The 14,857-nt window shown below is 41.4% G+C and carries 15 protein-coding genes and 2 pseudogenes; 5 read left to right on the forward strand and 12 right to left on the reverse strand.

What is annotated here, in order from left to right; all coding sequences use genetic code 11:
• Positions 1-190 precede the first annotated feature (190 nt).
• A complete protein-coding gene (locus QNH17_RS25740; RefSeq protein ID WP_283875988.1) occupies positions 191-2,233 on the forward strand; it encodes a molybdopterin-dependent oxidoreductase in 2,043 nt (680 codons plus the stop codon).
• Between the two features lie 41 nt (positions 2,234-2,274).
• On the opposite strand, the gene QNH17_RS25745 is transcribed toward QNH17_RS25740, so the two are convergent.
• From QNH17_RS25745 to QNH17_RS25755, 3 genes and pseudogenes are all read right to left on the reverse strand, one after another.
• Positions 2,275-3,108: a YitT family protein gene (locus QNH17_RS25745; RefSeq protein WP_283875989.1), complete on the reverse strand. Its 834-nt coding sequence runs from the start codon at positions 3,106-3,108 to the stop codon at positions 2,275-2,277.
• 145 nt (positions 3,109-3,253) lie between these two features.
• A pseudogene (locus QNH17_RS25750) lies at positions 3,254-3,433 on the reverse strand (dicarboxylate/amino acid:cation symporter); the annotation flags it as partial.
• Between the two features lie 171 nt (positions 3,434-3,604).
• The gene (locus QNH17_RS25755) at positions 3,605-3,742 is read right to left on the reverse strand and encodes a cation:dicarboxylase symporter family transporter (protein WP_283875990.1); all 138 of its coding nucleotides are present in this window, start codon (positions 3,740-3,742) and stop codon (positions 3,605-3,607) included.
• 60 nt (positions 3,743-3,802) lie between these two features.
• Between QNH17_RS25755 and QNH17_RS25760 the strand changes: the two are divergent.
• Positions 3,803-3,978, forward strand: a pseudogene (locus QNH17_RS25760) (cation:dicarboxylate symporter family transporter); the annotation flags it as partial.
• A gap of 202 nt (positions 3,979-4,180) precedes the next feature.
• Positions 4,181-4,903 carry an SH3 domain-containing protein gene (locus tag QNH17_RS25765; protein ID WP_283875991.1) on the forward strand — a complete coding sequence of 241 codons (723 nt, stop codon included), beginning with the start codon at positions 4,181-4,183 and terminating at the stop codon, positions 4,901-4,903.
• Between the two features lie 184 nt (positions 4,904-5,087).
• On the opposite strand, the gene galE is transcribed toward QNH17_RS25765, so the two are convergent.
• Entirely contained in the window at positions 5,088-6,059 is a 972-nt protein-coding gene (galE, locus tag QNH17_RS25770) for a UDP-glucose 4-epimerase GalE (protein WP_283875992.1), read from the reverse strand.
• 182 nt (positions 6,060-6,241) lie between these two features.
• On the opposite strand from galE, the gene QNH17_RS25775 reads away from it, so the two are divergent.
• Entirely contained in the window at positions 6,242-6,808 is a 567-nt protein-coding gene (locus tag QNH17_RS25775) for a helix-turn-helix domain-containing protein (protein WP_283875993.1), read from the forward strand.
• Complete coding sequence (locus QNH17_RS25780) at positions 6,709-7,635, forward strand: IS3 family transposase (protein ID WP_283879601.1); 927 nt, start codon at positions 6,709-6,711, stop codon at positions 7,633-7,635. Before QNH17_RS25775 ends, QNH17_RS25780 begins: the two co-directional genes overlap by 100 nt.
• A 78-nt stretch (positions 7,636-7,713) precedes the next feature.
• On the opposite strand, the gene QNH17_RS25785 is transcribed toward QNH17_RS25780, so the two are convergent.
• The 8 genes from QNH17_RS25785 to QNH17_RS25820 all read right to left on the reverse strand — a co-directional run bounded on the left by QNH17_RS25785 (position 7,714) and on the right by QNH17_RS25820 (position 14,727).
• Complete coding sequence (locus QNH17_RS25785; RefSeq protein WP_283875995.1) at positions 7,714-8,226, reverse strand: PepSY-associated TM helix domain-containing protein; 513 nt, start codon at positions 8,224-8,226, stop codon at positions 7,714-7,716.
• 71 nt (positions 8,227-8,297) lie between these two features.
• Positions 8,298-9,464: an ABC transporter permease gene (locus QNH17_RS25790; RefSeq protein ID WP_283875997.1), complete on the reverse strand. Its 1,167-nt coding sequence runs from the start codon at positions 9,462-9,464 to the stop codon at positions 8,298-8,300.
• Positions 9,442-10,152: an ABC transporter ATP-binding protein gene (locus QNH17_RS25795; RefSeq protein ID WP_283875998.1), complete on the reverse strand. Its 711-nt coding sequence runs from the start codon at positions 10,150-10,152 to the stop codon at positions 9,442-9,444. The genes QNH17_RS25790 and QNH17_RS25795 overlap by 23 nt, the downstream gene beginning before the upstream one ends.
• Positions 10,152-11,123 carry a biotin/lipoyl-containing protein gene (locus QNH17_RS25800; protein ID WP_283879602.1) on the reverse strand — a complete coding sequence of 324 codons (972 nt, stop codon included), beginning with the start codon at positions 11,121-11,123 and terminating at the stop codon, positions 10,152-10,154. The genes QNH17_RS25795 and QNH17_RS25800 overlap by 1 nt, the downstream gene beginning before the upstream one ends.
• Positions 11,124-11,395: 272 nt before the next feature.
• Positions 11,396-12,325, reverse strand: coding sequence for a phosphate ABC transporter substrate-binding protein (locus QNH17_RS25805; RefSeq protein WP_283875999.1), 930 nt, complete (start codon positions 12,323-12,325; stop codon positions 11,396-11,398).
• Between the two features lie 249 nt (positions 12,326-12,574).
• Complete coding sequence (locus tag QNH17_RS25810; protein WP_283876001.1) at positions 12,575-12,751, reverse strand: hypothetical protein; 177 nt, start codon at positions 12,749-12,751, stop codon at positions 12,575-12,577.
• Positions 12,752-13,056: 305 nt separating this feature from the next.
• The gene (locus QNH17_RS25815; RefSeq protein WP_283876003.1) at positions 13,057-14,364 is read right to left on the reverse strand and encodes an ammonium transporter; all 1,308 of its coding nucleotides are present in this window, start codon (positions 14,362-14,364) and stop codon (positions 13,057-13,059) included.
• A gap of 3 nt (positions 14,365-14,367) precedes the next feature.
• Positions 14,368-14,727, reverse strand: coding sequence for a P-II family nitrogen regulator (locus tag QNH17_RS25820; RefSeq protein ID WP_144550502.1), 360 nt, complete (start codon positions 14,725-14,727; stop codon positions 14,368-14,370).
• Positions 14,728-14,857: the final 130 nt, after the last annotated feature.

Genomic DNA, 14,857 nt, shown 5'->3' on the forward strand with positions numbered 1-14,857 from the left:
ATAAAAACCCCCCTCTTCATTGCCTCGAAAATTAGCTCACCATATTTGCCTATACCAAAGAATTTGATGTTATTATAGTAACAATATTAGAAATTAGCATTTAACATATTGGGAGGTGCTGTCTCTCATATAAGGACAGTTGTCGATAAGCGGTGCCTGACACCAAACACGAAAGGAGATTGATAAGGCTATGAGTTCTTATATTCAGGAACGAGATGGTGTTTTTCATGGGGTTTGCCCGCTGGATTGCCCGGATCAGTGTGGTTTACTTCTACATAAGGAAAATGGGAAGATTATTAAAGTGGAAGGAGACCCAGAGCACCCGGTCACCAAAGGGCATATTTGCAACAAAGTCCGGAATATGACGGAACGAATCTATGATAAAGACCGCTTGAAATACCCGCTAAAACGGACCGGCCCCAAAGGAGAAGGCAAGTTCGAACGAATCAGTTGGAAGGAAGCCATCGAGACCATTTCCTCCCGGTGGACCAATTTAATAGAATCTAGCGGACCGGAAAGCATCCTTCCCTACAGCTTTTACGGAAATATGGGCCGGCTTAATGCTGAGGGTATGGACCGCCGCTTCTTCCATCGCCTCGGGGCTTCCCGCTTGGATCAAACGATCTGCTCTGCAGCCGGATCTGTAGGCTATAAGTATACGATGGGCGGCAGCATTGGCATCGACCCGGAAGATACGATTCATTCCAAGCTATTCCTATTTTGGGGGATTAATGCCGCCAGCACCAACATGCATCAAGTCGCCCTTGCCCAAAAAGCCCGTAAACAAAACGGTGCCAAAATCATCGTTATTGATGTTCTCAAAAATCAAACTGGTAGATTAGCAGATTGGTTTATTCCGATTTTACCTGGCACGGACAGTGCCCTCGCTTTGGGGATGATGCACATCCTATTTGCCGAAAACCTGGTCAACCAAGATTTTTTAGAAAAGTATACAATCGGTCACAAGGAACTGCGTGAGCATGTCATCCAATACGACCCAAGCACCGTTTCAGCAATCACAGGTGTCCCAGTAGATGATATATACAAACTGGCCCGAATGTACGGTGAAACATCACCAGCATTTATCCGCATCGGAAATGGACCACAGCATCATGACAATGGCGGCATGTTCGTCCGGACTGTCTCCTGCCTTCCAGCCCTTACAGGCCAATGGCTTGTCAAAGGAGGCGGCGCAATCAAAGGAAATTCGGCCTATCTGGCACCGAATACCGCGCACTTACAACGACCGGAATTATTGAAAAATAAACAAACCCGCGTGATTAACATGAACGTACTGGGCGACACGTTGCTCTCACTAGACCCACCCGTGAAATCACTCTATGTGTACGGGTCTAATCCTGCCGTAGTCGCACCTAATTCCACTAAGGTCAGAAAAGGTCTAGCGCGTGAAGATTTATTTACGGTGGTTCATGATTTATTTTTAACAGAAACGGCCAAATATGCGGATATCGTTTTACCTGCGACATCCTCCTTTGAAAACACTGACATGTACACATCGTATTGGCATCATTACATTCAGTTGCAGCAGCCGATCATTGAACCATTTGCTGAGTCAAAATCCAATGTTGAGGTGTTCCGATTGCTTGCCAAGGGGATGGATTTCACGGAACCACTTTTTCAGGAAACGGAAGCGGTGATGATTACACAAGCCTTGGATAATCCGTGCAATCCTTATTTAAACGGGATTAGCTATGAATCTTTAGTGGAACAGACATTCATGAAAGCCCAGGTAAAACCGATATTCCCTGGCACACTTGAAACCCCTAGTGGAAAAATTGAGTTATTTTCTGAAAAGATGAAAGAAAATGGGTACCCCCCATTGCCAACCTACGTACCATTAGAAGATGATGGAAACCACCGATACCAATTTGTTCCAGGCCCAAATCATAATTTCTTAAATTCTACCTTTTCAAACAATCAAAAGCATATGACGTTGGAAAAAGAGCCGAAAGTCTATATGAATCAACTTGATGCCTTAACGGAGGGTATTGAAGATGGCGATACGGTTCGAATCTGGAACCAGCGCGGTGAATGCGAACTGAAGGTTTCTGTAGGGGACCAAGTCCTGCCAGGAGTCGTGGTGACGCAAGGTCTTTGGGCTGATACAGACGACTCGAAACAGCTAGTAAATGCACTCACTCCCGACCGTATCGCCGATATGGGCGGCGGCGCCACCTTCTTCTCAGGGCGTGTAAGTGTATCAAAAAGATAAAAATGGTGCCTGACACCATCTTGGGTATCAGGCACTAACTTTTAACTTGCCTTATAACCATGCCCGATCATCTCGTGGACATTGTGGACGGTGACGTAGGCGTGTTTATCTGTTTCTTTTATAATACTTTTCAGCTGAACGATTTCCTGCTTATTGATGACGATGTATAGAACTTCTCGGTTCTGTCCTGTGTAGCCGCCACGGCCGTCGAGTACTGTCAGCCCGCGCGACATCTGGCTCGTAATGTTGGCCAACACCTGCTCAGGCTCATTCGAAATAATCAGCACTGCTACCTTTTCATCCAATCCCTCGACAATGAAATCGATCGCTTTCGCCCCAATAAACACAATCAATAACGTATACATTCCTTTTTCTAAGCCAATGATAAAAATCGACCCAACTACGACTAAAATATCAATAATTAACATACCCTTACCAATGCTCCAGCCTAACAATTGGTTGGCCAATCTTGCTAAAATCGTCGACCCTCCAGAGGTTCCTCCTGTCCGAAAAATCAATCCCAGCCCTACACCGACCAGCAAACCCGCAAACATGGATGCCAAAAATGTATCCTCGGTGAGCCGATGTCCAGCATCCTCAGTTAAATACAAACACAACGAGCAGGCGGCAATCGAAATCAGTGTATAGACAAAGGTTCTTTTTTCAAAAAATTTGTACCCAACTGCTAACAGCGCCACATTCAAGACAAAATTCACAATACCGGGCGACCAATCAAACAAATAGTGGGTAATAATCGTTATCCCTAAAATACCGCCTTCTGAAAGATGATTAGGAATCGTGAAATAATTAACCCCTAAGGCAAAAATGAGCGCTCCTAGTAAAATATAAAAAATATCCTTTAACGTCCTCTTCATAAAAAATCCATCCTTTATTTGTACCGCATATGACCTATCTTACCCTAAGAATTAATAGCCATCAATTCACATTTGTGCTCCCAAAAACAAAAAAATACTGCAAGAATACATACATTCTTACAGCATTTTTAACAACTTGATGGTGTCAGGCACCAAGTTCTTCGCTTTTAAAAGATCGGTCGAGCCAGTTCTTCCCTTCGACTAATCGTGTGACAAGCATCGCGGAGACGGTGTTTCCTGTGGAGTTGAGCAGGGTTGCTGGTGCATCAATGATCGTGCTGATTACGGCAATAATCGGCAAGGTTTCTGGCGGGAAGCCAGCATAGTAAATTATTATACTGACCATCTTCATCATCATTACTGCTGTTGCTGCCGACAAAAAGCTTGCCACGGGTCTCGCTTTTTCCCCAACCGTGAATGTGGCAACAAGATGATCGAGAAAATGATAATTTCCCAAGATCTGTCTCAACTGATGAGTTGTTCATCACTCTTGAATTTAGGAAATATCAGCATTTTCAATCGGATGGATAATGAAGGCTCCTGTTAAGCCACGGATTGCAGCTATAGTGGCCGTCACCAGGAAAACAACCAGAATGCTGCCCATGATTTTTCCAAGCCGTTTCATTCCGTTCATATTTGGGTATGCTTTTCACAGGGACATATTGAAGGGTTGTGGAAGGTTTGAAATTATTCTATAAAACTTCGATTTACACTTATCCTGCTAACTACCATTATTGCAGGGGGGCGGCAGGTTTGATATTTGGACCGTAGGCTGCACTTGTTAAGCCATTGGGGGATTTATTTTTAAATTTAATGTTCGTGATGATCGTTCCATTGGTGTTTTTCAGCATCGCGTCTGCGATTTCAAGTTAGGTACACAGGTAAATGAGCAATTAAGTCTAAACCTTGAATTTTATTAACCAAACATAATTCAACAAAAAAGCCGCATCCCCTATAATTCTACAAATTCTAAACGTGGGCAAGCGCGGATATTGTCTATTTTTTTGTATTTATATTCATTTATTAATAGATTCCACTTCCATACAATTAAGATAGAAACGGAGGGATTATTTTGAAAATATTCACAAAAGTACTGATCGCACTAACACTGTTCCTAACGATCCTCATGCCCTTTCAAACGGTTTCCTACGCAGCTTCTACATCTTCTGCAACCGTAAATACGAAAGCACTAAATGTACGTGAAAAGCCTACAACTCACTCCAAGAAAAAAGGCGTCCTTAAAAAAGGCACCAAAGTAACGGTTTATTCGAAAACCAAAACAGGCTGGTCACAAATTAAATACAAATCCAAAACAGCGTATGTTTCCACAAAGTATTTGAAGTTCATCTCCAAACGGGCAAGCTTCCTGCTCGATAAAACCAAGGTCTATACTTATAAAGGGACGGAAGGATCCTATCAATTAATCCCTACTAGGAAAAAATATGATTCGTGGGACATTTGGTACTACGCTACTTCTTCTGATAAGCAAAAATTCATTGTCGGCGAAGATAGTAAAGGACTCTATACCGGGTATATTGACTCCGAATATTATATCGATATCAAATATCCTGCGAAGGTCGGCCAGAAATGGGATATCGGCTATGAAGGAGACGGACAAGCACGGATTACTTCCATAAAAGAGACCGTGAAAACACCAGCCGGTACGTTTAAAAACTGTATCGAGGTAAAGGAAGATTCTGGGTATATTTACTACTATGCGAAAAATATCGGGCAAGTAAAAACGGTTCGAGACGGAATAACAGTCATGGAGTTAGTGAGTTTGAAGAAAAAATAACCATATTGATACAAAACAAGGTAACTCTTCACCTAAGAGAGTTACCTTGTTTTTGTTCTTAGTATGATTTTTGTCTTTTTGAAATTCTGATAGACGCAAATCTTTTTTAATAGGTTTTGCACCTGTAATATTCTAATTTGGTTAGTGTCTTAAATGAACCTACCTCAGTGGCCCCAATGTTGATTTAAAACTGCTGTTGTTGGTGCCATTTCCAGGCATCCTCAATGATTCGTTCTAAGTTCCGTTCAGCCTTCCAGCCAAGTTCGGAATTGATCTTTTGGGAGGAAGCGACAAGCATGGCTGGATCTCCGGCACGGCGGTCGGCCATTTCGACGTTCGCCTCTTTACCTGTTACTTTTTCACATGTTTCAATAACTTCCTTTACCGAATAGCCAAGACCGTTGCCAAGATTATAAATCTCAGTTGACTTCTTTCCGGTTAATAATGCTTCTAGGGCAAGGATATGCGCACTCGCTAAATCAGTGACATGGATATAATCACGAATACATGTACCATCAGCCGTATCATAATCAGATCCGAAAACAGATATCTTCTCCCTCTGCCCTAACAGCTGTTGAAGGACAATTGGGATTAAATGAGTCTCTGGGTCATGACTCTCGCCGATTACTGCTGATTCATGGGCTCCTGCTGCATTGAAGTATCTTAGAATCACATAGTTTAGTCCATAGGATTTCGAGAAATCAGATAGGATTTGTTCAATCATCAGTTTGGAATGTCCATAAGGATTAATCGGTCTGGTTGGAGTTGTTTCATCAATAAGTTCCACATCTGGAATTCCATAGGTAGCAGCAGTGGAAGAGAAAATAAAGTTTTTTATATTGTTTTTGTTCATGACTTTCAACAAGGTAAGCGTAGCCGCCACGTTGTTCTCATAATATTTCAACGGATCAACAACAGACTCCCCGACCAAACTAAAGGCTGCAAAGTGCATTACGGCCTTGATGGGATAACTTTTGAAGATCATTTGTAAATCCTCTTCATTACCTAAATCACCTTCAACAAAAACCGCACGGCTATCGACAGCTTCACGGTGACCGGTTGATAAATTATCGAGGACAACCACTTCTTCTTTTTCAACTAATTCCTTCACAAGATGGCTACCAATGTAACCTGCTCCGCCAACGACGAGAATCATATTCATTTCCCCTTAGCTAGAATTTCAATTACTATCTTTATTATAGCATTTTGTCGAAAAAACAACATAATTTGTGCAAATGCATTGAAAAGCGGAGTGGCCAAAAAGGGTGTCAGGCACCATATGAATTTGTACTGCACCCCAAAAGTTAGAGTGATATCTGACTTTTGGGGTGTATTTTTATGACTAAATATAGTGAAAAGTTTAAGTTAATGTTAGTAAAAGAGTATCAAAAAGGTAAATTGGGATATAAGCTTTTAGCTGAGAAGTATGGTATGAAAGACAGCACGCCAATTAAGAGATGGGTTAAAGTTTACGAGAAATTCGGAGCAGAAGGATTAATGAGTAAGAACCATAAGGAAACTTATTCTACTCAATTCAAGCTAGATGTATTAAGATACATGGAGAGAACAGGTTCTTCAGAAATGGATACCGCCATTCAATTTGGGATAACCAGCCATTCTACAATAGGTCCGTGGAAGAAGGCTTATTTGGAAGGTGGTCCTGAAGCCCTGGATAAATCGAAAGGACGGTCTTCCATGTCTGATGAAGCAAAGAACAAAAAAAGGAAAAAACCTCTAGAAGAAGCAGAAATGACGTACGAACAAAAATTAGAAAGAGAAAATGAACTTCTACGTTTAGAGGTAGAATACTTAAAAAAGTTGCGAGCTTTTCAGATGGATCCGGAGGGCTATCTCGAAGAGCACAAGCAGCGCTATCATTCGAACTCAGAGAAACCTTCAAACTAAAAGATGTTTTACAAAGAGTCGGAATTCCAGAATCCACCTACCATTATCATATAAAAATGATGAAAAAGGAGAATCCAGACCAAAAGTTAGAAGAACTTATTCAAACCATTTTCGAAGAAAATAACAGAAATTATGGTTATCGTCGTATTAAATTAGAACTTAACAATCTTGGATTTGAAGTGAATCATAAAAAGGTGCAACGCATCATGAATAAATTCGGAATCAAAGTGGAGAAGTTTAGTAGAAAATCACGTAAATATAGTTCTTACAAAGGTACGACAGGAAGAGTTGCCAAGAACCTTATCAATCGTCGTTTTCACACTAACGTGTGTCATCAAAAATTAACCACAGATATAACAGAATTTAAGTGTTCGGATGGTATAAAACTGTATCTAAATCCAATTATGGATATGTTCAATGGAGAAATTCTTTCGTTTGGGATTAGCATGCGTCCAACCTTAGAATTAGCGATAAAACCTCTCGAGGAAGCACTAAATATTGTAAAAGATTCAAAGTTTAGAACGACTATACATTCTGATCAAGGATGGCATTATCAGCATAATAAATGGGTAAAGACCCTCAAGGATAACAATGTGTTCCAGAGCATGTCACGTAAAGGGAACTGTTTAGATAATTCGCCCATGGAGAACTTCTTCGGATTACTGAAACAAGAAATGTATTATGGGGAACCTCGGTGCTCATTTGAGGAATTAAAAAAGAGAATTGAAGAATATATCCAATATTATAATAACAAACGAATAAAACAAAAATTGGCAGGCATGAGTCCGGTTCAATACCGTATCCATACCAGCCAATTAGCTGCTTAATATAAAACTCTAACTTTTGGGGGTCACCTCAATTTTTTCACATGGTGCCTGACACCCAACCTTAACTGTACTCCTGAATTACGCTACTTGCCCTTCAGTATTACGTTTTCTTCTCTTTTTATCTGCTTTGAGGACTTTCATGGATAGGTAAATGCCTGAACCGGTTAAAAAGATTAACGCGATCGCCACTAAGTCGACCAGCCATTTTACATTCGTTGTGCCGATTTTTCCTTCGTGGAGACCCCTGATAATCCCTGTGATTGAAGTAGTTCCTCCTTCACCGCCGGCTCCAGGTCGGCCTGGGAATTGAGTTGGCACTGCCGCTTGACCAGTTTGGCCTGTTTGACCGTTTGCGGTTGTTCCAGTTTGTGCTTGAGCCTGCCCTTGGGTTTGTCCTGAATTGCTTGTTGTTCCTTGTGGCATAGCTTCTCGATTAAACTGTCCTGGCTGGAAATTACCTTTATTTCCTTCCATTTGGGTCTGGCCAATCAGCCAAGGTTCATTCATCAACAATCCCGTTACCGACTCGATTAAAATAAAGATAGAGCAGATTAAACCGATCCATAAGTGTGCTTTTCTTGTTTTTTTCATATACATTCTCCTCGTTTTTTAGCTTTGTTTTGACTATTTCGTTTAAAGTGTGCTCTACTCTGTCTGAAATCCTACTGATAGCGAAGTGCCTGAATCGGATTCAATTTAGATGCCTTATTGGCTGGGAATACTCCGAAGACCACACCCACGGCGAGTGAGAATAGGAACGATGACAGAATTACGGTTGGTGAAAAGGCGATACTTAAACTCATCAGAGATGAGACCATTTTTCCTACCCCTAACCCAAACAGAATTCCAATCAAGCCCCCCATCGAACTTAGCACCACAGCCTCAATTAAAAATTGTAAGAGCACATCTCGACGTTTGGCGCCAATTGCTTTTCTAATCCCAATTTCTTTTGTTCTTTCTGACACTGACACAAGCATGATATTCATGATGCCAATTCCGCCGACTAGCAAGGAGATACTCGCAATTCCGCCCAGCATCATGGTCATGGTGTCAGAAACGGAACTCATCGTGTCCATCACATCCTGCTGATTTGTTACACCATAATAATCGCTTTTCCCAGGATACATACTGGCGAGTGCCATTTTAACCTCGTTCATCACGAAATCCATCTGATCCTCGCTTTTGCCCTGCAAATAAACAGTGCTAATCGTCGTACTGCCAACTAAACGCTGACCCGTGCTCAATGGGACAATGACCACATTATCCCCGCTCTGCCCGAGAGAGCTTCCTTTCGAAGCCAGTACTCCGACTACTTTGAATGAGGTGCCTGACACCTGAATGTATTGTCCAATCGGATTCTCTGTACCGAAAAAGGTACTAGCTGTTTCCGAACCGAGTACGGCAATCTTTTGGCGGTACTCGACATCTAAATCGGTAATAAAGCGCCCTTGAGTGACCTTCGCATCACGAACAGATGAATAGGCCGCATTTGTTCCTGTTAAGGTAATCTGAGAGGAAGTCCGCTCTTTTTTCACATAGACCCGGCCAGAAACAACCGGCGCAACAGCTTTCACACCATCGATCTCACTTAACTCACTAATTTTATCCTCTGTTAGTTCAATATCGGTACTATAGGTATTTACCGTCAATAGGTTGGTTCCCAATTGATTGATTTGACTCGTGACGTTTTTCGCCGATCCCTGGGCAATCGAAACTAGGACGATAACTGACGAAACTCCAATAATGATTCCAAGCATCGTCAAGACCGCCCGGAGTTTATTGCTTCTGATACTCCGCAGCGCCATTTTAATGGATTGCAACATTCCCAAGGAGGACACCTCCATTCTCAAAGAGTTGGCCGTCTTGAATACTGACCATTCTTTTTGCTTGTTTTGCGATTTCTAGATCATGAGTGATTAAAATAATCGTATGCCCTAATTCATTCAGTTCCTTCATTAAAAGGAGGATCTCTTTGCTAGTTTTACTATCAAGGGCACCGGTTGGTTCATCGGCGAGGAGAATCGACGGCTGGCCAACCAAGGCTCTCGCAATCGCCACCCGTTGTTGTTGTCCCCCCGATAGCTGGGTCGGCAGGTGGCCGGCGCGATCCTTCAAGCCGACCTTATCCAATCCGTCTAATGCCCGCTCACGCCTTTCACGTGTAGGTACGCCGGCGTATAACAATGGTAATTCCACATTTTCGAGTGCGGAGAGCTTACCTAATAAGTTAAAGTTTTGAAAAATAAACCCGATCTTCCGATTCCGAATCGTTGCTAAACTATTGTCATCCATTTTTCCAATATCTCTGCCATCAAGGTGATAAGTCCCTTTATTAGGCCGATCAAGACAGCCCAGCATGTTCATTAGGGTCGATTTCCCTGACCCAGACGGACCAATGATGGCTAAAAATTCACCCTTTTGGATTTCTAATGATACATCATTGAGGGCATGGACCATTTCACCGCCAAGCCGATAGGTTTTCATCATATTTTTTATTTGAATGATCGGTGTACTCATTAATTGCCACCCTTTCCGCTTTGCGCTCCTTGTCCATTTCCTCCCGGTGGCATGCCTCCGCCAGTCATACCTCCCATGCCACCCATGTTACCTCTCATCATACCGCCTTGGCTGTTAGACGAGCTGCTTGTAGCAAGTTCCGGTAATTGGATCGTTTCACCTGCGGTAACTCCTTCTGTTAGTTCTACATATTCATCTGTAGAAATTCCTGTCTTAACCGTCTTTTGCTGGCTTGTGCCTGCCGATGCATCAGAACTTGAATCCGTTGAAGTCGCAGTCACAATCACATATTTCTCGTTATTGTTTGTATAAACTCCATCGACAGGAACATAAAGAGCATTTTCCTTACTTTGAGTTAAAATACTAGCTTCCGTACTCATCCCGACTTTTAAATTTGTAGGTTTATCAATGTGGATGGTGACATCAAAAGTCGATGTTCCATTCGCAGAAGTTCCCTCAGCAGCAATCGCCGTTACCTTTCCTGTATAAGAAGTGTCAGGATACGCACTTACAGTTAAGCTGACCGTCTGCTTCTTTTTAATTTTTGTAATATCTAACTCATCCACTGAAACAACCGTTTGTAGATCCTTGTAATCGGTTAGATGGGCGACCACCTGACCATTTGTTACCCGTTCTCCTTCTAAAACAGAAACCGTTGTAATCGTCCCGTCAGCAGGAGCTGTAATCGGATCACTATCATCCGTGAAGGTAATTAATTCATCCCCCTCACTTACTTTGTCACCAGCTGAGACCAACACTTCATCGATTTCATCATTATCATCTGTTGCTTTAATATCTTCACTAGTGACCGGTGCAACCGTACCTGAACCGCTTATCTTAACTTCGAGCTTTCCTTGTTGAACCACAGCTGTTCGAGTTTGAGTGGCCGCCTCAGTACTAACCGTTTTCGATTTATAATATTGAAACCCGACAAACCCGATGACCACAACACTTACAAGTATCCAAATCACTTTCTTCAACAATCTCGACTCCTTTACTCCCCACTGCCATTACGCCTCAGCCAGCAGGAAAATGATTTATTTGATGAGCCTATTATCTTGTCCGTTCCTTAAGTTATCCTTAAGAAAATGGCCAAGGATATTTATTCAGTAAACCACTTCCTGCTGCTGAAATAGAGCATTTATTCAAGAAAAAGCTATTGAAAACTTGTTAAAATCACAAAAAAGCCTTCATTCCTTTACAAAAGGAATGAAGGCTTTTTCATGTTAATTAACTATTAGTCTTAAAGATTTTTTTGATTGCCTTGTGCATCACGTTCAACTTGCATTTTTGTTACAGGAAGGTATCCTTGCTCTTGTAATAAAGTATTTTGGACATCATCTGACATCATATAATCAAGGAATGCTTTTGCAAGATCTGTTGCCTCACCCTTAGTATAAGAGTGTTGGTAAGCCCAAACTGGGAATTTACCTGATTGTACATTTTCTGCAGTTGGTTCAATACCGTCAATTGCAAGAGGTGTTACTGTTTCATCAGTGAAATATGAGAATGCAAGGTAACCAATCGCACCATCTGTTTCATTAATAATCTTTTTAACTGTGTTTGAAGAATCTTCCGTGATTCCTTCAGCTGGTGTTGCGCCATCAAGAGCAAATTTATTAAATATTGCACGAGTTCCAGAAGAATCAGGACGGTTTACAAGAACGATTTTTTGGTCTGCTCCACCAAGTTCTTTCCAGTTTGTAATTTTTCCAGTGAAAACTTTAATTAAATCCGCTTTTTTAATATCTTTAATCCCTACTTTAGGGTTAACAGCAGCAGTCATACCTACTACAGCAACTTTATGGTCAACAATCTGATCAGCTGGAATTCCTTCTTTTTCTTCAGCAAAAACGTCAGAGTTACCAATTTGAACAGATCCTTCAGCAACTTGTGATAAGCCTGTACCAGATCCACCCGCGTTTACTTGTATATCAACTTTAGGGTTAGTAGCCATAAATTCTTCAGCTGCAGCTGCCACAAGAGGTTGCATTGCCGAAGAGCCAGAAATAGTTAATGAGCCTGAAAGTTCTTTCGTTTCTTCAGTCTTTGGCGTTTCTTTCTTCGCAGTTCCTTCTGTCTTCTCTGTAGATGCTGCGCCTCCGCAAGCAGCCATGAAAACCATTAACGCAGCTAGCAATGTAAGAAGGCTTAAGTTTTTCAATCTTTTCATTTGTTTGAATCCCCCTAAGAATTATTATTGTTGTTGTTTACAGGTATAAGATTAATCCTTTTTTGTTAAGTGAGTATTAATGCTTTGTATAGTTTTGTAAAGATTTGATGTTGTTTGTAAACTTTTGTCGGTTTCTTCTTAAAATCTAGCTTTCTTTAAAAATAGAAATATCACCAACCTTCTTAGGCAGGTGATATTTGCTTTCTAGTAATAAAGCTGCTAACAATTCTAATTGATTACTTTTTTATATTATTCCCCAGAGTCTTCTGTACCTTGATCAGATCCGCTGTCTGGGGAATCTGTATTGCCACTATCTTGATTTTGCTCTGTATCCGCATCTGTTTTTGTATTGCTACAACCTGAGGCAACTCCTAACAACATGAAAGACGCCATTAACACTAACATCCATTTTTTTAAATCCTTCATTTTTTTCATCCTCCTTGATTGTTTCAAAATTTGGTACAATCCCATGATATAAAAATTCGCGAGAAAAAGAAGATGAATCACTCATTCTTTACAATCATTAACCAATTATTTACAATTTTTATAAAAATTTAGCGAAATATTAAAACTGACTAGTTCATTTCATCCTTTCTTTTTTACCGTTTGGGTGCATTGATTGAGATAAAAAACCAAAATAAAAAGCCGAAAATAGAAAGGTTCTAAAGTAGAACTAATCTATTTTCGACTTTTTGCATGATGAAGTAATAATCACTTCATTAATAGTTACTTCAAACTACCTTTTCTTTACGGCTGGCAGGAGAAGCAACCGTAATTCCTGTGGTTTCTTCAAAATTAAACAGGCTAGTTGGCAAATCCGTAAACCGCTCTAATTCATTGTAAGCCGGAATGCCGTGATAGGACATATCCAAGCCTTCTTCTTCTTCCCGCTCTGTTGCTCTGAAACCGACTGTTTTTTCGCATACCTTTGCGATAAAAGCACCGCCGAGTAACCCCCAAACAATCACAACAACAGCGCCTAAAAGCTGCACTTCTAATAATGAGGCATGACCCGTTGTCAATAATCCTTGCGTGTTATCAAATAATCCAACCGCGATCGTCCCGAACACCCCGCTGAAACCATGGACCGCAACAGCACCGACCGGATCATCCACTTTTAAATAATCGACAAAAAGGGTGGTATAAATGACGAGAGTACCACTTATTGCGCCAATGAGAACGGCGCTCCACTCCGAAACAAAGGCACAGCCTGCTGTGATTGCAACCAGTCCAGCCAGCACTCCATTTATCGTCATACTTGGATCGGCTTTTCCAAACTTTTTCATTGTCATAAACAGTGCCACCGCTCCCCCACTTGCTCCCGCTAGCATGGTGTTGATGGCAATCGGTGCTAATGCAGAACTGGAAGCATCCAATGTACTCCCCGCATTAAACGCAAACCACCCGAACCATAAGATAAACGCACCGGCAGAAGCTAACGGAATGTTACTAGGGGCAAACACATTGGAACTTCCATCAGAATTAAATCTTCCTTTTCTTGGGCCCAATAGTTTTGCCATTGCAAAAGCAGCGAAGCCACCGACGGCATGAATCGCGGCAGATCCAGCAAAGTCCTTCATTCCTAATTTGGCTAACCATCCATCACTATTCCATATCCAATGACCCGATAGGGGGTAAATAATAATACAAATGAGTGCCGCTGTCACCACATAGGCTTTAAAGTTCATTCGTTCCGCGACAGCGCCTGAAATAATCGAGACTGATGCCACTGCAAATCCCATTTGAAAAAGCACGAAAGCCACACTTGGCAGTTCAATCGAAAGAGCAATTTTCTCAGGGCTTCCAAATAGGCTGGTCCCAACGAATCCAAACGCATCGTTTCCAAACATGATCCCAAAGCCAATGAGCCAAAACGCTAAAGCACCAATCGTCAAGTCGACAAAAATCTTCATTGTCACATTTACGGCATTTTTCGTTCGTACCAACCCGGCCTCTAATAAACTAAAACCGCCTTCCATGAACAATACCATCGCGGCTGCTAGGACGACCCACACGGTATTTATATACATTAATTCCACAAGTCATCCCTCCTTATTTGCTAAATCCTCGATATCATAATCTATTGTCCCAGTCCGAATGTTATAGGCTTCTAAAATCGGGTAAACATATATTTTACCGTCCCCATCTTCACCCGTTTGGGCCGCATCCACAATCGTCCGAATCGTGGATTCTACCAAATAATCCGAGAGGACAATCTCCAGTTTCACTTTAGGATGCAGAGTTACCTGATAATTTTTCCCACGATAGACTCCCTGTGTATCCTTTTGTTTTCCTCTGCCGACTACTTGTGAAACCGTAAAACCTAAAATACCCATATTTTTCAAACCCTTAATCGTCTCTGTGAGTCGTTCCGGTCGAATAATTGCTTCTATTTTTTTCAAGAGAATCGGCTCCTCGCTTCATGTTATATAACCTAACATGTTATTGTTACACTATATAACACGTATAGGTTTACCGTCAATATATTTTTCTTATAATCAGTTAATTATAAATAATCAAAAACCTAAGCGT

It is taken from the genome of Neobacillus sp. SuZ13 (assembly GCF_030123365.1).
Lineage (GTDB): Bacteria > Bacillota > Bacilli > Bacillales > Cytobacillaceae > Neobacillus.